The organism is Haladaptatus sp. DYSN1, assembly GCF_029489995.1.
GTDB lineage: Archaea > Halobacteriota > Halobacteria > Halobacteriales > Halococcaceae > QDMS2.
The window spans coordinates 1,150,955-1,167,302 of record NZ_CP120470.1; the positions used below are offsets into that span (position 1 = coordinate 1,150,955).

14 protein-coding genes are annotated in these 16,348 nt (G+C 63.8%); 8 read left to right on the forward strand and 6 right to left on the reverse strand.

What is annotated here, in order from left to right:
• The first annotated feature begins 105 nt into the window (after positions 1-105).
• Together P0648_RS06175 and P0648_RS06180 are read left to right on the forward strand one after the other, a co-directional pair.
• Positions 106-1,089, forward strand: a complete 984-nt coding sequence (locus P0648_RS06175; RefSeq protein WP_277505650.1) for an NAD-dependent epimerase/dehydratase family protein — start codon at positions 106-108, stop codon at positions 1,087-1,089.
• A 149-nt stretch (positions 1,090-1,238) separates the two neighbouring features.
• Positions 1,239-2,297: an NAD(P)-dependent glycerol-1-phosphate dehydrogenase gene (locus P0648_RS06180; RefSeq protein ID WP_277505653.1), complete on the forward strand. Its 1,059-nt coding sequence runs from the start codon at positions 1,239-1,241 to the stop codon at positions 2,295-2,297.
• Here P0648_RS06180 and P0648_RS06185 read toward each other — a convergent pair.
• Both P0648_RS06185 and P0648_RS06190 read right to left on the reverse strand, forming a co-directional pair.
• Positions 2,294-2,809 carry an NUDIX hydrolase gene (locus P0648_RS06185; protein ID WP_276248140.1) on the reverse strand — a complete coding sequence of 172 codons (516 nt, stop codon included), beginning with the start codon at positions 2,807-2,809 and terminating at the stop codon, positions 2,294-2,296. The genes P0648_RS06180 and P0648_RS06185 overlap by 4 nt on opposite strands.
• A 205-nt stretch (positions 2,810-3,014) precedes the next feature.
• Positions 3,015-4,808, reverse strand: a complete 1,794-nt coding sequence (locus P0648_RS06190; protein WP_276248139.1) for a S9 family peptidase — start codon at positions 4,806-4,808, stop codon at positions 3,015-3,017.
• Between the two features lie 109 nt (positions 4,809-4,917).
• Here P0648_RS06190 and P0648_RS06195 point away from each other — a divergent pair, with 109 nt between their 5' ends.
• Positions 4,918-5,979, forward strand: a complete 1,062-nt coding sequence (locus tag P0648_RS06195) for a glycosyltransferase family 4 protein (protein WP_276248138.1) — start codon at positions 4,918-4,920, stop codon at positions 5,977-5,979.
• Between the two features lie 188 nt (positions 5,980-6,167).
• Here the strand turns inward: P0648_RS06195 and P0648_RS06200 are convergent, their stop codons facing one another.
• The 3 genes from P0648_RS06200 to P0648_RS06210 form a co-directional block, all read right to left on the reverse strand.
• Entirely contained in the window at positions 6,168-6,842 is a 675-nt protein-coding gene (locus P0648_RS06200) for a helix-turn-helix domain-containing protein (RefSeq protein ID WP_277505657.1), read from the reverse strand.
• 77 nt (positions 6,843-6,919) lie between these two features.
• Positions 6,920-9,352, reverse strand: coding sequence for a dihydropteroate synthase (gene folP / locus P0648_RS06205; RefSeq protein WP_277505659.1), 2,433 nt, complete (start codon positions 9,350-9,352; stop codon positions 6,920-6,922).
• A gap of 57 nt (positions 9,353-9,409) precedes the next feature.
• Complete coding sequence (locus tag P0648_RS06210; RefSeq protein WP_277505660.1) at positions 9,410-10,063, reverse strand: helix-turn-helix domain-containing protein; 654 nt, start codon at positions 10,061-10,063, stop codon at positions 9,410-9,412.
• A 124-nt stretch (positions 10,064-10,187) separates the two neighbouring features.
• On the opposite strand from P0648_RS06210, the gene P0648_RS06215 reads away from it, so the two are divergent.
• The 4 genes from P0648_RS06215 (at position 10,188) to P0648_RS06230 (ending at position 13,102) form a co-directional block, all read left to right on the forward strand.
• Positions 10,188-10,718 carry an SCP2 sterol-binding domain-containing protein gene (locus P0648_RS06215; protein ID WP_277505662.1) on the forward strand — a complete coding sequence of 177 codons (531 nt, stop codon included), beginning with the start codon at positions 10,188-10,190 and terminating at the stop codon, positions 10,716-10,718.
• 6 nt (positions 10,719-10,724) lie between these two features.
• A complete protein-coding gene (locus P0648_RS06220) occupies positions 10,725-11,285 on the forward strand; it encodes an SCP2 sterol-binding domain-containing protein (protein ID WP_276248133.1) in 561 nt (186 codons plus the stop codon).
• A complete protein-coding gene (locus P0648_RS06225; RefSeq protein WP_277505665.1) occupies positions 11,282-12,481 on the forward strand; it encodes an acyl-CoA dehydrogenase family protein in 1,200 nt (399 codons plus the stop codon). Before P0648_RS06220 ends, P0648_RS06225 begins: the two co-directional genes overlap by 4 nt.
• Before the next feature lie 186 nt (positions 12,482-12,667).
• Positions 12,668-13,102: an ester cyclase gene (locus P0648_RS06230; protein WP_277505666.1), complete on the forward strand. Its 435-nt coding sequence runs from the start codon at positions 12,668-12,670 to the stop codon at positions 13,100-13,102.
• 68 nt (positions 13,103-13,170) lie between these two features.
• Here P0648_RS06230 and purH read toward each other — a convergent pair whose 3' ends face one another.
• Entirely contained in the window at positions 13,171-14,748 is a 1,578-nt protein-coding gene (purH, locus tag P0648_RS06235; RefSeq protein ID WP_276248130.1) for a bifunctional phosphoribosylaminoimidazolecarboxamide formyltransferase/IMP cyclohydrolase, read from the reverse strand.
• A gap of 168 nt (positions 14,749-14,916) precedes the next feature.
• Here purH and purB point away from each other — a divergent pair, with 168 nt between their 5' ends.
• Positions 14,917-16,314, forward strand: coding sequence for an adenylosuccinate lyase (purB, locus tag P0648_RS06240; protein WP_277505668.1), 1,398 nt, complete (start codon positions 14,917-14,919; stop codon positions 16,312-16,314).
• The last annotated feature ends 34 nt before the right edge of the window (positions 16,315-16,348 follow it).

Sequence of the window (16,348 nt, forward strand, 5' to 3'; positions counted from 1 at the left end):
GAGGGCGTACCTTTTTATCCGAATGCGGGACCAGTGCCCCTGTGGCACCGCTCGAAACCGACCGCCTTCGCCAGTACTTTGCGCACCCGCCACCCAGCACCTGCCATGGACACTGCGCTCGTCATCGGCGGCACCCGGTTCATCGGCAAATGGGCAGTACGCGACCTCCTCGACAACGACTACGACGTGACTATCTTCAACCGGGGGAACCACGAGAATCCCTTCGGTGAGGCGGTCACGCACATCCAGGGTGACCGAACGAACGACGCCGAACTCGTGGCTGCGGCCCGCGAGGCAGACCCGGACGTCGTCTTCGACTGCGTCGCCTACAAACCCCGCGAGGTACGCACCGCGACGCGCATCTTCGAGGACGTAGATGCCTACGTCTACATCTCCAGTGGCAGCGCCTACGGCGACGAGGAGATTCCAAAGCGCGAGGGCGTCACGCGGCTGTGTGAGTGTACGAACGAGCAGGCCACAGCCGACACTGACGAGTCCTACGGCCCGCGCAAAGCCGAAGGCGACCGCGCCATCTTCGCGGCCGCAGAGCGCGGCGTGAACGCCATGAGCATCCGCCCGTGCATCGTCTACGGCCCGGACGACTACACGGAGCGCCTCGACTACTGGATAGACCGGGTTCGCAACTACGACCGTGTCGTCGTCCCCGGCGACGGGACGAACCTCTGGCATCGTGCCTACGTCGAGGACGTGGCGAGCGCCATGCGCATCATCGCGGAGGAGGGCGACCCCGGTGAAGCCTACAACGTCGGCGACCAGCGCCTCGTGACCTTAGAGGAGATGGTCCACCGCATCGCCGACTGTCTCGATACCGACGTAGAGGTCGTCCACGCGGGCGAGCGCGAGCTGTCTATCGCCGACCTCGCTCCCGAGGACTTCGTGCTCTGGCGAGGCTACCCGCACGTGCTCGCGACGGACAAACTCGCTCGCCTTGGCTGGGAATCGACGCCGCTTCGCGAGGCGATGCAGCGGTCGGTCGACGACCACCGCGACAGCGACCGCAACGGCAGCGAGTGGGACCCCGGCCGCGACGCTGAAGAGCGGGTGCTCTCGGTACTCGACACCATCTGAATGGAAAACTGAGGGTGTGGGGGAACGTCGCTGGTCACGGCCAGCGTCCGTAGTAAGCCGAGTGAGCGGTAAACCAGTATTGACAAATCCGTCCAAACGACAGTGCACGGAGAGTAAACGGTATCACGGCGGGCGGTTCATGTGTTGGTATGTTTACCAAGTCGTCGTGGATTCGCCTGCCGCGAAACGTCCTGGTGGGCCACGGGGTGCTCGACCAGACGGTCGAGGCGGTCTCCGAACTCCATCTTCGCGGCACGCCGGTTCTCGTGACGAGTCCGACGCCGCGGAAGATTGCGGCCGACCGAATCATCGAGCAGTTCGAGGATGCAGGCTTTTCCCCGGAGGTCGTGGTCGTAGAGCAGGCGACCTTCGCGGAGGTCAAGCGTGTTATCGACCAGGCCAAAGCGGTGGACGCCGGATTCCTCGTCGGCGTCGGCGGCGGCAAAGCCATCGACATCGCGAAGATGGCCGCAGACCGCATCGACCGCGGATTCATCTCCGTCCCGACCGCCGCCAGCCACGACGGCATCGTGAGCGGGCGCGGGTCGGTTCCCGAGGGTGACACCCGTCACAGCGTGGCCGCGGACCCACCGCTGGCCGTCGTCGCTGACACGGAACTGCTCGCCGACGCGCCGTGGGAACTCACCACCGCCGGATGTGCGGACATCATCAGTAACTACACCGCGGTCAAAGACTGGCAACTCGCCCACCGGCTGAAGAACGTCGAATATTCAGAGTACGCGGGGGCGCTCTCCCAGATGACCGCCGAATTGCTCGTCGAGCGCATCGACGCCATCAAACCCGGCTTAGAGGAGTCCTCGTGGGTGGTGGTGAAGGCGCTCGTCTCCTCCGGCGTGGCGATGTCCATCGCCGGGTCCTCTCGGCCGGCCAGCGGCGCGGAACACCTTTTTTCCCACCAGCTAGACCGCCTCGCGCCGGGTGCGGCACTCCACGGCCACCAGGTGGGCGTCGGGTCGATTCTCATCGAGTATCTCCACTCGGGTGAACAGGGTCAGTGGCAGAACATCCGCGACGCCCTCGACAAGTTGGGTGCGCCCACGACAGCGAAGGGACTCGGTATCGACGCAGAAACAGTAATCGAAGCGTTGACGACGGCCCACGAAATCCGCGACCGCTATACGATTCTCGGTGACGGCGTCAGTGAGGACGCGGCGATAGAAGTTGCGACCGTGACAGGCGTCATCTAAGCGGGAAGCGCGTCGGCGATGGTCGCAGGCGGGTCCTGCCACCATTCTACTCCTGCGACTCGCTCACCGAGTTCGAGTTTGTCACCGGAGAGCGCACCAGAAAAGAGGACTTGAAGTTGATACACGGGCGGTCGGTCGACGTTGCGTTCGTCACCGATGCCGACGATGGAGACGCGTTTGACGTCGTCGATGCGGCATCGATAGCCTGTTGTCTGTTCGACCCACCGCGCCGCGCCCGCTTCGAGGGATTCGTCGGCCTCGATGGCTCCACCCGGTTCCGCCCAGCGGTTGGTTCGGTCGTCGTCGTTTACGAGCAGCACCCGGCCCTCGTCGTCTTCGATCCAGACGCCTGCACAGGCGACTTTTCCGTCTGCGAACCGCTTTCGCGCCTCTTCGTAGGCCGCAGGCGGTAGGGCGGTCGTCGTCTGATCTACCGCGACCGACCCATACCGGCCGGAGAGTGCAGAAAGAAGCTCCGCGACGTCCTCGCGGGAGCGATCTGAGACAGCCATAGCCGGTTCAAAACAACCAGACGTAATAAGTCTTCTACAATCCCAAATGTACTCGAAACTGACCTGTACGGCAACAATAACGCGGGTACGGATTCGAACGTGTCCGAGTCTGGTACTTTCCTCCCCTCGTCGTTCGAATCTCTCTGAAACGGGACTTATGTGGGGTGATGACTGTCCTCGTCCGTTTTACAGGGGTGGTGACCAGTCAGACGTACTTTTCGAGGAATGATACCACCGTGGTGTAGGCGGTGACGCGGTTTTCGAGCTTCGAGAAGCCGTGGCCCTCGTCGTCGAAGATGAGTTTCTCCACCGGGACGTGGGTTTCCGCTTCCGCGGCGATTTGCTCTGCCTCGCCGACGGGGACGCGCGGGTCGTTTTTCCCGTGGAGGACGAGCAGCGGCGCTTCGATGGCGTCGATGTTGTTGATGGGGCTGATGCGCTCTAGGAACTCGCGGTCTGTTTCGAGTGACCCGTACTCGGCTTCGCGGAGGGCGCGTCGCCAGTCGCCCGTGTTCTTGAGGAACGTGACGAAGTTCGCGATGCCGACGATGTCGATGCCGGCCGCCCAGAGGTCCGGGTACTCGGTGAGCGCGGCGAGCGTCATGAACCCGCCGTATGACCCGCCCATCACCGCGATGCGCGAGGGGTCTACTTTCGGATGGTCGTGGAGCCACTCGACTGCGGCTTTGATGTCTGCCACCGAGTCCATGCGCTTTTCGACGTCGTCGAGGCGGGTGTAGGACTTCCCGTAGCCGGTCGACCCGCGGACGTTCGGTTCGAACATCGCGTAGCCGCGATTCAGGAAGTACTGCTTGACGGGGCTGAAGGAGGGCCGTCGCTGGCTCTCCGGCCCGCCGTGGATGTCCACGAGAACCGGCGTCTCCCCGTCGCGGGCGTCAGCTGGGAGGGTGAAAAAGGCGGGAATGTCGAGACCATCGAACGATTCGTAGCGGACCACTTCCGGTTCGCGGAAGGTGTCCTTCGGAATCCCGGCGGTGGCGGCGTTCGTCCACCGCGTCGACTCCCCGGTCTCTACGTCCACGACGTAGACGTTCGCGTTCTCTGCGCTCCCGGTGACGGTAATCGCGAACTGGGTCGCGTCGTCGTTGTAGCTGATGCCGCCCTGGACGCCGCGCGGGAGGTCGGGGTCCGGGTACGATTCGATTTCCGTCGCGGCGACAAGGTCGCCGACGGTGAGGTCGGTGTAGCCCTCGACGTTCCGGGCGTAGACGATGCGGCCCGTCTCCTCGTCGATGGCGGCTCCCGAGACGTTCCACTCGTCGTCGACGACCACCGGTTCGATGTCGTGGGTCGCGAGGTCGAGGCGGCCAAGCCAGAGCAGATCCGCGTCCTCGTCAGTCACGAGATAGAGACTCTCGCCGTCCGGACCCCACTGGATGCTCCCATAGCGGATGTCCCCCTCGTGGGGCGTGACGTGTTCTAAGTCGCCCGATTCGATGTCGAGGACGTACACGTCCTGGTCGAAACTGGAGTGGGCTTTCGACACGAGGAGTCGTGAGTCGTCGGGGCTCCAGCCGCCGACCGTGAGCCAGCCGTCGCCCTCGTAGACGAGTCGTGCCTCGTCGCCCATGTCGTCTCTGTCCTGTACGTAGATGTCGAAGACGCTCCCTTCGCGGCGATTCGACGAGAAGGCGAATCGCTCGCCGTCGTGGCTCCAGCCGCCCCACCAGTGTTTCGCGTCCGGGGTCGCGGTGAGGTTGGTAATCGTCCCGTCGCTGTCGAGGCGAAACAGTTGCTCGCGCTCGTTGCCGCCCTCGTCCATCCCGAAGACGAGTTCGGGATTCTCGGGTGACCACGAGGCGAAGGTGATTCGCTCGTCGTAGAACGTGCGCTGTTCGGGCCAGTGGCCGGGTTCGTGGAGCGACCAGACCTGCGAAACGCCGGTCGTGTCCATCAGGAAGGCGAGTTCGCCGTGGGGGCCAAAGGAGGCCGACCCGGCACTGCGAATATTGAGATACCGCTCGACTTCGTACGTCATAGGTCAACATACGACGGCTGGGAGAAAGCCGTTCGGGTCGCGTGACTGTCACGAGGAAGTCGGGGTCCTTCCGGGTGGTTTTTTATCAATTGATTTCGTCCCGAGGTGTATGCGCGTCGCGTTCGTCTCGCTTTCTGGGGCAGACAGGCGAGACACTCCGGGGAATTGGCGAGTTCGCCGAGTCGCAGAGGGACTCGCCGCGGCCGACCACGAGGTTGCCGTCTTTTGTGCCCAGTGGTGGGAGGGAGAGACCGTCTCCGTCTTCGACCGCGCGGACGTCACCTACCACGCCCTCACTGACACTCCTGGCCCGCTTTCGTTTGCGAGTCGCCTTCCCTTCGCCTTGCGTTCGTTCTCGCCGGACGTCGTCCACGCCACCCCCGACCCGCCGTCGCAGGTCGCTGCCGCCCGGTTCTTCTCTCTCTTCGGCCGCCGGCCGCTCGTCGTCGAGTGGTACGGCGACGAGGACCCGCCCACGTCGTGGGGCGAACGATACACGACCCGTGCACCCACCACCGTGGTCACGCCCTCGCGGATGGTGAGCACCTGGGTTCGCGAAGCCGGCGCGGCAGAGGAGGCCGTCGAAATCATTCCGGAGGGAATCGACGTGGAACTCACGGCTGAGACCGAGCCACACTCGGACGTGGACATCGTCACCTGCCGGCAGATGGACGGGAACGCGAACGTCGAGAGTCTGCTACTCGCGCTCGCGGAACTGCGCGACCGTGACTGGCACGCCGTCGTCATCGGCGACGGTCCGGCGCGTGCGAGCGCGAAGGAACAGGCCGCGGACTTACGAATCGCAGACCGCGTGACGTTCACGGGCGAACTCCCGCCCGCAGAACGCGTCGCCTACTACAAGGGAGCCCACGTGTTCGCCCACACCGCGAAGCGAACGCCCTTCGCCACGGAATTGCTCTGGGGGCTCGCCTGCGGCTGCGTCGGCGTCGTCGAGTACCACGCGAACTCGGCGGCCCACGAACTCGTCGAGGGACTCGAACGCGGCTTTCGGGCGACCTCGCCGCCCGAAATCGCGAGCGCCATCGAGAAAGCCGGCCGACTGGACCACCGCACGACCGACGACCGATTTTTCACATACAGTCAGGAGACGATGCTAGAGCGGTATCTCGATTGCTACCGCGACGTCCGCGGGACGTACGGACTGTTCTGAAAAGCGTATGGCACGCGAGGGGCGGCGGTGGTGCGTTCCCCGGAATGCAAGTTCCATTTTTACCCGCCCCCGTTTCTATCGCCCCTCGGCGCGACCTACGCGCGTACACCCCCCAACGTGTGTGCACGCAGGTACCGTCACTTTTCATACTCGCGGAGTTATTTCATTCGGTTGTTCGGGAAACGTATTTATGAAGCGTCCGCTTCCTCTCCGTCGTCGTCGAAGGACCCAACCGCCGCTTGGACGACTTTCCGGACCGCCGGTCGCAGGCGCTTTGAGACCGCCTGCGAGGAGATGCCGAGTTCGGCACTGAGCGCGTCGAGCGACGCCGCGCGCGGACTCTCGAAATAGCCTTCTTCGACCGCAAGCACGAGGGCCTCCCACTGCTCGTTCGTGAGGTCGTATCGACCCTCCTTCGCGTCTCCGGCCGTGGGAGAGACGACGCGGACAATCTCGACCGGAATCTCGTGGGCCTCACAGAACGAGTGAAACGTGGTGGCGGTGTTGTGTTCGGGGAACCGAACCCTGAAGAACCACTCTTCGCCGCCGCTCGCTTCGAGGAGCGTGCCACTCGCTCGAACCAACCCCTCCAGCAAGTCGTCGGGCGGGACCTCCCACGAGATGCGATAGAGGCGTTTATCGCCGATGTGGTCGAGCAAAATCGGCGCGTCGACCGCTGACGCCCCTTTGACCGCATCCTCGAACGCGTCTGGTTCCACCCCTGAAACCCAGACGTACGGAACTGGCGTCTCCCCGAGGGGAACGATTCGTTCCAGTTCGACATGCGTCTCCGGGTGCTGGACGAACGCGTTCCCGAGCGAAAACGCATCTGATGGAACGCGAAACTCGACGATGATGCTCATACCATTTGAAGCGAGTTCTAGACGGAGAAAGATTTTGTCCGAATAATTGTGATAAAAAATCCGAAGTTCTGGAGGCGTCAGTCGAATCGTGCCGGGTCGCGTGCGGCCAACGCGGCGCGGACTGCCGCCACGTTCTCTTTTACGTCGTGGACGCGAACGATGTCGGCACCGCGTTCGACGGCGAGCGTCGTCCCCGCGACGGTTGCGGCCAGTCGGTCGCCCTTTTCTTGGCCGATGAGGCCGAACATCGACTTGTGTGAGTGACCGATGAGGACGGGACAGCCGAGGGCGTGGAACTCGCCGGCCCGGCCGAGAATCTCGAAGTTTTCGGCGGGCGATTTGCCGAATCCGAGGCCGGGGTCGACGATTATCTTCCGGCGGTCCAAACCCGCCTTCTCCGCGAGCAGGACGCGCTCTTTGAGTTCCTCGATGACGTCCTCGACCACGTCGTCGTACTCGACGGTGTGTTCTGGGACGACGGGCGCATCTAAGCTGTGCATGACGACCACGGGCGCGTCGTACTCGGCGGCGACGAAGCGCATCTCCGGGTCGCCGAGGCCAGTCACGTCGTTAATAATATGGGCACCCGCATCCAGTGCTGCCCGCGCCACGGCGGCTTTGCGCGTGTCGATGGAGATGAGGCAATCGAGGTCGGCAAGTTGTTCGATGACGGGAACGACCCGTGCAATCTCGTCTTCGATGCTCACTTCCTCCGCGCCGGGGCGCGTGCTCTCGCCGCCGACGTCGATGATTTCTGCGCCGTCCGCGAGCATCTCCTTCGCCCGCGAGACGGCGTCGTCGACGGCCTCGTAGCGGCCGCCGTCGTGGAAGCTGTCGGGGGTGACGTTCAGAATCCCCATGACGACGGGGTGGTCCTCCCACGGGTAGCCGAGTGATTCGGGCTGGGTCTGAATCGAGAGCGCCTCGCGGATGTCGTCTGCGAAGTGCGAGAGCCCGTAGGGCTGGCCGTCCAGTTTGTCGGCGAGGCGCTTGAACTGGGCGAGCGTCCCCATCAACACCACGTCGAACGTCTCCTCGTCCTGGTCGTTCAGCCCCGAGAGGGCACACTCGCCGCCGAGTGAGAGCAGCTCCTCTTTCAGGTACTGCGCCTGGCGCTTCTGGACGCGAGTCTTGAGCACGCGGTGGACGCCCTTCCCGCGCATCCGCCAGACGCCGGGGGCGGTGACGTGTGCGCCGGCGAGCGTGTCGCGGGCGGCGTCTAAGTCAACGATTCGCTTTGGAATCTCGACCCGCGTCCAGCGCCGGCGCGCCTCAGCAACGACGAACAGCGACCCGGTCATCAGGACGCAGTCTTCGGGGCCAGCTTTCGAGAGCGCGAGTTCCACGGCGCTCTCGACCGCGCTTCGTCGTTCGACGTCCGAGACGCCGCGCTCCTCGAAGATGCTCGCGAGCACGGCTCTGTCCTCGGCGCGGTCCATGTCGGGCTGGCAGGTGACCACGGAATCGGGCGTCGGCAGCGCATCGACCATGCCCTGGTGGTCCTTGTCGCTCATCGCGCCGAAGACGAGGTGGAGGTTCTCGTACTCGAACTCCGCGAGCACGTCGGCGACGACTTCGCATGCGCCGGGGTTGTGCGCCCCGTCGAGGACGGTGAGCGGTTCCTGGCTCATGATTTCGAATCGGCCCGGCCAGAACGCCTTGCGCAGCCCGCGGGCGAGCGTCCTCTCTTCTACGTCTGCGACCTGTCGAGCGAGCACGGCGGCCACGCCCGCGTTGGTCGCCTGGTGTGCGCCGACCATGGGTAGTCGCGCATCGACGTTCCAGTCGGGGCCGGCGAGGGAGATGCGGCCTTCGAGGCCGTCGCGTCCCTCGTAGGTGACCGTCACGTCCGCGCCGTCGGTTCCCACGGTCACCACGTCGCCGGCCTGTGCGCGGACCGCGTCGAGAGCCGACCCCGTCGCGGCGGTGACGAGGGGGTTCACGCCGCTCGCGACGTGGGCCTTGTCCGTGGCGATTTCTTCGACGGTGTCACCGAGGTACTGGGTGTGTTCGAGCGAGACGTTCGTAACCGCGCTGGCGATTGGGTCGACGGCGCTCGTCGCGTCGTACTTCCCGCCGATGCCAACTTCGAGGACGGCCACGTCCACGTCCTGTCGGGCAAACTCCCAGATGGCGAGTGCGGTGAGCGTCTCGAAGAAGGTGGGTGACTCGCCGCGCGCCGCCGCCTCGGTGAGATACGGCTTTGCCTCCTCGACGAATCGGACGAGGCCCCGCTTCGAAATCATCCGGCCGTTGACGCGGACTCGTTCGCGAACGTCTTCTAAGTGTGGCGAGGTGTAGAGGCCGACGTTCAGTCCGGCCTCTCTGAGCGTGGATTCGACCATCCGGACGGTGCTTCCCTTGCCGTTCGACCCCGCGACTTGCACGAAGGCGACGTCCTCGTCGGGACTGCCGAGGTGGTCGAGCAGGTCGCGGGTCGCCTCGGTCCCGGCCCGTGGGGTGAACCGCCGCAGGTCGAAAAGAAAGTTCGCGGCGTCGTGGAACTCCATACAGATGAAATCTTGAGGTGTCCGCTTTAGCCTGTCGAAGGCCGAAAGCGGCGGCGCTTACCGCCTGAGTTCCGACAACACCGCGCCCTCGGCCTTCCGCAGGTGCTCGCCCACCGTCCCGGCGGCGCAGTCGAATTCAGCGGCGATATCGGCGTGGGTCGCGGCTCGCGGGTTCTCGTAGTAGCCGAGGTCGAGTGCTACGTCCAGAACTTCTCGCTGGCGACTGGTGAGGGCGGCCCGCAACGCTTCTCGGTCCGGGTCGTACTCCCCCGTCCGTTCGAGCCAGACGGTCACGCTCTCGGGCAGGCCGGCGAAGGCTCGTCGAATTCGGTCCTGTGCGCCGGCGAGCGTCAGTTTGAGGCCCCCCTCGCCGGTGAATTCGAGCGGCGTGTCGATGATGAGTTTGTGCTCGTCGGCGAGGGTGAGCAGTGCCGTCGCCGGGTCGTCCGGTTCGAAGTGGACGTGCGCGTGGAACTGCTCGCGAGTCGCGTCGAACACGTCGAAGGAGAGCACCGCTTCGCTGTCGGCGAGTACCGCCTTCAGCGCGTCTGCGTCCCCTCGCAACCGATAGAGTGCGACGCCCGTTCCGTCGTTGAGCAGGTTGAGGTGCAAGAACGATTCGCGGGTCACCGCCCGACACTCGGCGATGGCTCCGTCGACGCTGTGAAAGCCCGGCGTGCTCGGTGTAAGCCGGATGGTGAACTGCCGCATGCGTCGTTCAAATCGACGCGCAGCCACGGTTTAGCTTTTGCCGGCGGTAGCCGGCTTATAAAGTCCCTCGTATGCGACGCCCAATCGACTTCGGAGTTAGTCGCGTCGATTGTCACGAACTCGCATGGCAACTGACCACACCGGCCCACTCATCTTCCCGAGCCAACCCTGGTTCGACCGGTATCGGGAAGTCATCAACGGCGACGAAAAGCACGCGAAACTCGCAGACGGCTATGGCACCGACTTCAACGGCGACTACATCTTCGTGATGACAGACATGCCCGTAGACGAGATGAACGAGGCGGAGATGCCTGACTTTCTGCGCGAGGAACTCGACGAATTCGTCCACGAGACGCCCAACGACGGCCACGTTGGGTGTGCCTACCTCGGTCTCGAAGACGGGCGCTGCACCGGCGCGCGCCTCGTCGAAAGCCCGGACGCGGTGGACCACGGCTTCGTCCTCACGGCGACCATCGACGACTGGAAGGACCTCATCGACGGACAGGTGGACATCATCTCCGGGATGATGTCCGGGCGGTTCGCACTCGACGGCGACATGCAAAAGACGTTGCAGTACTCCGCCGCCGCCCAGCGCCTGACCGAACTCGCCGCCTCCGTCGACGCACAGTTCGCAGACGAAATTTACACCAACTGACTTCCAATGACGATTCCAGAATCTGACATCGAACGCGCACTGACCGCAGACCAGTCTGAACTCGGCGACATCCTTCCACAGGTGCTCGCAGAACTGGAGGGGACCGTCCCGGAACTCATAGAATCCCGGCCCGACCTCTATCGCGGCCTCGTGATGCAGATGCAGGAGATAGACGTGGCCGCGTTCGTCAACGACCACCCCGACGTGGCCGACCGCTACATGGACCTCGTCTGGAAGGGTGCGGAGGTACTCGCCCGGCAGAACGAGGACCTCCAGGACCAGATTCGCGAGGACATCGTGGCGAACTTCGTCGCCACCGACTGTCCGATGGAGGGTCACCTCCAGTTGAACCCGGACGCGGGAACCATCACGGGCGGAGCGGGCACGCTTTCAGACGTCGATTTCACTATCGAAGCTCCCGCCGAAGTCCACGTCCAACTCATCACGGGCGCCATCGACCCGGTTCAGGGCTTCATGCAACAGCAGTACTCCCTCGAAGGAAACGTCGGCAAGGGTACTCGCCTCGCGCCGGTGATGAACCAACTCACCACGACGCTCGAGCAATGAAACTCACCCAGGACCAGCGCCTGTTCAAAGAGACGCTCCGGGACTACCTCGAACGAGAAATCGCTCCCGAGGTGGACGAGATGGACCAGGAGCCACTCTCCAAGGAGCAGGCGCTCTCGTACATGCGCGACCTGCGCGAACTGGGCATCGGCTACGACCCCGACACCGCCGAGGACTACTTTGGCGACCTGATGTACTACGCCATCGGCTCGGAGGAAATCGCCCGTGTCTGGCCGAGTCTCAACGTCACGCTGAATATGTCCTTCCCCGCGCTGTGGGCGAACTGGGCATCAGAGCAGACGCAGAACGCCGTCGGCGACAAACTCGACAAAGGCGAACTCATCGGCTGCATGGCCGTGAGCGAACCCGGGTCAGGCAGCGACACCGCCCGCCCGAACACCACTGCCCGAAAAGAAGGCGACGAGTACGTCCTTTCTGGCGAGAAGACGTGGGTTTCGAACGCGCCAATCGCGGACGTGGCGCTCGTCGTCGCCCACGACGAGGAAGCCGATATGCAGGACATGTTCATCGTCGACCAAGAGACCTCGCCGTTCGAGACGCGGAAACTGGATAAGCTCGGATGGAAAGCCTCGCCGACCGGCCAAATCTTCCTCGACGACGTGCGCATTCCGGCGGAGAACAAACTCTCGACCTCGATTACGCGAATGCTTCAGCAAGGCAAGGACCTCTACGAACTGCCTTTCGCCGACAGCATGGTCGAACTGTTCCTGAACGAGAAACCGCTGAACGCTATCTTCTCGTTCATGCGCGTCGGCATGGCGTTCATGGCCGTCGGCATCGGACAGGCCGCCCTGGACGACGCGCTCGCCTACTCCACCGACCGGGAGACGTTCGACAAGCCAATCGGTCAGCACCAACTTGTCCAGGAGCAACTCTACGACATCAAGTGCGCCGTCGAATCGTCGCGGCACATGGCCTACCACGCCGTCGAACTCCTCGACGACGCCGACCCTGAATCGCGCCTGTATTCCTCGCTGGCGAAGGGCTACGCTTGCGAGCAGTGCGTCGATGCCACCTACGACGCGATGCAGGTCCACGGCGCGAACGGCCTCTCGACCGACTACCCGCTCGAACGTTACTACCGCGACGCCCGGACGATGACCGTGCCAGATGGGACGACCGAAATTCAGAAGCTGATTGTGGGCTACGAGATGACGGACATGCCGGCGTACTGAGGCGGTCGTCTGTCGCCATTCCCTTTTTGTCACTTCCGGTGACCGACACGACAGCCTCACTGAAATTCGTCCAGCGGTTGGATTTTGAACAACGGTTAATGCGCAACGTGACGTATCTTCAAGCACTCGTCTACACGGTGCTCACGCCGTGTGAGTGACTCGTGGACGGTTACCCAGGTGGGGAAAATGGCAGCAACAACCAGAAGCTCGGAATACAAACAACTTGTGCGACGCATCCCAGAGGACGTCGCGACGAAAGGCAATCTCGACCTCATCGACGAAATCTGCACCGAAGATATTCGCGACCACAGCCCGCTCGGCGAGTCCGTGGGTCGAGAGGAGGCGAAACAGCAGATTGGAAGCATGCGTAACGCGTTCAGCGACTTCTCCGCGACTGTCGAAGACATCGTGGAAGAGGGCGACACCGTCGCCATGCGCGTGACGCTACGGGGCACCCACGACGGCGAGTTCATGGGCTACGAACCAACCGGCAAGACGTTCGAGGTCCAGAACCTCGTGTTCACCCGCATCGAAGACGGTAAAATCGCAGAGCGGTGGGTCCAACCCGACATGCTCGGCATGATGGAACAACTCGGGCTCACCGAAATACCCACTCGCTAACCACGAGTATTTTTCGACCGAGAGTGCCGCCGTTTGAGCGACCGCCACGGAGACCGACTGTCCGCCGCTCAGTCGTGCTTGAACGATCGCTTCCCGGTGAACACCATCGTCATGCCGTGTTCTTCTGCGGCCGCAATCACGTCTTCGTCGTTGACCGAGCCGCCGGGCTGGATGACGGCGGTGATGCCGGCCTCGGCAGCGGCTTCGATGCCGTCCGGGAACGGGAAGAAGGCGTCTGAAGCCATGACTGCGCCCTTCGCGTCCTTGCCCTCTGCGTGCTCCTCGGCCTTCATCGCGGCGAGGCGGACGGCGTCGACGCGGCTGACCTGTCCCATGCCGATGCCGACGGTTTCCGTGCCCTTGGCGAACAGAATCCCGTTGGATTTGACGTGCTTGAGCGTCTGCCACGCGAACAGCATGGTCTCCAGTTCCTCGTCGGTTGGTTCCTTCTCCGTCGCGATTTCGAGATCCTCGACGGTGAGTTTCTGCTGGTCGCGCTCCTGAATCAGGCGACCGCCGACGATTGGTTTCTCAACGAGCGTCGAAGTGATGTCGCCGAGTGGTCCCACGTCGAGGACACGCAGGTTCTTCTTCTCGGTGAGCACGTCGAGTGCAGCGTCGGTGTAGCCCGGCGCGACGACGACTTCCTTGAACGAATCGACGATGAGCTCGGCGGTTTTCGCGTCACACTCGCGGTTGAGCGAGACGATGCCGCCGAATGCGCTCATCGGGTCCGTCGAAAGGGCGTTTTCGTAGGCTTCCGCGAGGGTGTCGGCGGTCGCACAGCCGGCGGGGTTCGTGTGCTTGATGACGGCGGCGGCGGGTTCGTCGAACTCTTTGATGAGATTGAGCGCGGCGTCCGCGTCGTTGTAGTTGTTGTAGGAGAGCGCCTTCGCGCCCTCGTTGAGCTGGGCTGCGTGGACGACGCTCGCCTCCTCGCAGGTGTTGTCGGCGTAGACGGCCGCGGCCTGGTGGGGGTTCTCGCCGTAGCGCAGGCCGGTGAGGTGGTCTGTCGTGTCGACGCGGCGGGCCGGGAACTCGCCGGCGTCGTCGCCTTCGATTTCGACACCGTCTGCGGTGACGGTGACTCTGTCCTCTGCGAACCACTTGACAGCACGTGGGTACGCCTTGAACTCGCCTTCGTAGAGGACGCGCTCTTTGAGCGTCTCTTCTGTGTCCCCCTCGTAGATTGGGATTGGCTCCTGGGTGACGATTGGGCCGGCGTCCACGTCCTCGTTCACGACGTGGACGGTGCAACCGGTGACTTTCACGCCTGCGGAGAGGGCGTCGCCCCACGCGTCCATGCCCTTGAACGTCGGCAGGAGCGACGGGTGGACGTTGAGCGTCGTCGGGACGTTGTCGAGGAATTCGCCGGTCAGCACGCGCATGTAGCCGTCGAGGCAGACGAGGTCGAAGTCGTATTCCGCGAGACGTGAGACGATGCGTTCCTCGTGGGACTCGCGAGATTCGCCCTCCTCGCGTTCGACGACTTCGGTGGCGATGCCGCGCTCTGCGGCGGCGTCCAGTACAGGTGCGCCTTCCGTGTTCGTGAGGACGACGGCGACCTCTGCGCCACCCGGCGCGAGGTCTGCAACGTGCATGAGATTCCGTCCGCGGTTACTCGCCAGACCGGCGATTCGTGTCATGTGCGAGTGCGGGTCCGCCGGGAGTAAAGTAATTGCGATTGCAGGAGCGATTCTGTGCGAGTTCGTGTATATTTACCGGGCAAAAGTGCGGCCTATGCCTGCGTTCTATGCACATCTCTGTGTCCTCCGACCGACACGCTTTTGCTACGCCGGGCGGCAGTCGAAGGTATGTCAACCTTTGTTGGCGACGGCCCGCTGTTCGCCGTCTCGCCGCTTGACGGGCGCTACGGCCGCTACACGGAGGCGCTCGCGCCCTACGCGAGTGAAGCCGCGCTGATGCGAGCCCGCGTGCAGGTGGAAGTCGAGTACCTCATCGCGCTCGCCGACCTCGACGCGACACCCCTCGAAATCGGAGCCGCAGACCGCGAAACGCTCCGCGACCTCTACGAGGGGTTCGACGCCGCGGACGCGGACATCGTCAAACAGCTCGAAACGACCGGCTACAAGGACTACACCGCGACCAACCACGACGTGAAGGCAGTGGAGTATTTCATCCGCGAAGGCCTTCCCGCGTCGCTCTCGGATGCCGGCCCGTGGGTCCACTTCGGCCTCACCAGCGAGGACGTGAACAATCTCGCCCATCGCCTGCTCGTGAAACCGGCCGTCGAAGAGGTTCTCCTCCCCGAACTCTACGCCACGCGCGACGCGCTCATCGAGATGGCCCGGGAGTTTCGCGACTTGCCGATGCTCGCCCGGACCCACGGCCAGCCAGCGACGCCGACGACCTTCGGCAAGGAGATGGCTGTCTACGCCGCCCGCCTCGGGCGCACCGTCGCGACAATCGAACGCGCGACCGACGAAATCTCGGGGAAACTCGCCGGCGCGAGCGGCACCTACGCCGCCCACCACGCCGCCTACCCGGACGTAGACTGGCGGGCGTTCTCCCGCGAGTTCGTCACCTCGCTCGGCCTCGAATACACGCCACTGGCCACGCAGGTGAACCCGTGTGACGACCTCGCCGCACTCTTCGCGACCATCCGCACCGCGAACACGGTCCTCATCGACTTAGACCGCGACATGTGGCTCTACGTCTCCGACCGCTACCTCGGCCAGGAGACGGTCGAAGGCGAGACGGGCAGTTCGACGATGCCCCACAAGGTGAACCCCATCGACTTCGAGAACAGCGAGGGCAACCTCTCGAAGGCGAACTCGGACCTCGTCTTCCTCGGCGACTACATCACTACTTCGCGCCTCCAGCGCGACCTCTCGGATTCGACGGTCAAGCGCAACATCGGCGCGGCGTTCGCCTACTGCCTCATCGCCTACACCAAAGTCCAGAAGGGGCTCTCGAAGGTCGTCCCGAACGAGGCGGTCATGCGCGAGGAACTGGAGGCAACGCCCGAAATCATCGGCGAGGCCGTCCAGACTATCCTGCGCCGAGAGGGTCACGAGGACGCCTACGAGCGCGTGAAGGCCCTCTCGCGGGGCAAGCGCGTCACGCTCGCCGACTTCCGCGACCTGTTCGATGACCTCGACGTAGACGATGACGTGCGCGCAGAACTCCACGCCCTGACGCCCGCGGGCTACACCGGTCTCGCCGCCGACCTCGTGGATGAACTGGAGTAGCATATTATCCGTTCGCCCGTCGTAATGTGGATGA

Coding starts and splice junctions, on each gene's coding strand:
- P0648_RS06185 (WP_276248140.1), bottom strand. CDS start 2,809: ATGGCTGTCTCAGATCGCTCCCGCGAGGACGTCGCGGAGCTTCTTTCT.
- P0648_RS06195 (WP_276248138.1), top strand. CDS start 4,918: ATGCGCGTCGCGTTCGTCTCGCTTTCTGGGGCAGACAGGCGAGACACT.
- P0648_RS06210 (WP_277505660.1), bottom strand. CDS start 10,063: ATGCGGCAGTTCACCATCCGGCTTACACCGAGCACGCCGGGCTTTCAC.
- P0648_RS06190 (WP_276248139.1), bottom strand. CDS start 4,808: ATGACGTACGAAGTCGAGCGGTATCTCAATATTCGCAGTGCCGGGTCG.
- P0648_RS06200 (WP_277505657.1), bottom strand. CDS start 6,842: ATGAGCATCATCGTCGAGTTTCGCGTTCCATCAGATGCGTTTTCGCTC.
- P0648_RS06175 (WP_277505650.1), top strand. CDS start 106: ATGGACACTGCGCTCGTCATCGGCGGCACCCGGTTCATCGGCAAATGG.
- folP (WP_277505659.1), bottom strand. CDS start 9,352: ATGGAGTTCCACGACGCCGCGAACTTTCTTTTCGACCTGCGGCGGTTC.
- P0648_RS06220 (WP_276248133.1), top strand. CDS start 10,725: ATGACGATTCCAGAATCTGACATCGAACGCGCACTGACCGCAGACCAG.
- P0648_RS06230 (WP_277505666.1), top strand. CDS start 12,668: ATGGCAGCAACAACCAGAAGCTCGGAATACAAACAACTTGTGCGACGC.
- purH (WP_276248130.1), bottom strand. CDS start 14,748: ATGACACGAATCGCCGGTCTGGCGAGTAACCGCGGACGGAATCTCATG.
- P0648_RS06180 (WP_277505653.1), top strand. CDS start 1,239: ATGTTTACCAAGTCGTCGTGGATTCGCCTGCCGCGAAACGTCCTGGTG.
- purB (WP_277505668.1), top strand. CDS start 14,917: ATGTCAACCTTTGTTGGCGACGGCCCGCTGTTCGCCGTCTCGCCGCTT.
- P0648_RS06225 (WP_277505665.1), top strand. CDS start 11,282: ATGAAACTCACCCAGGACCAGCGCCTGTTCAAAGAGACGCTCCGGGAC.
- P0648_RS06215 (WP_277505662.1), top strand. CDS start 10,188: ATGGCAACTGACCACACCGGCCCACTCATCTTCCCGAGCCAACCCTGG.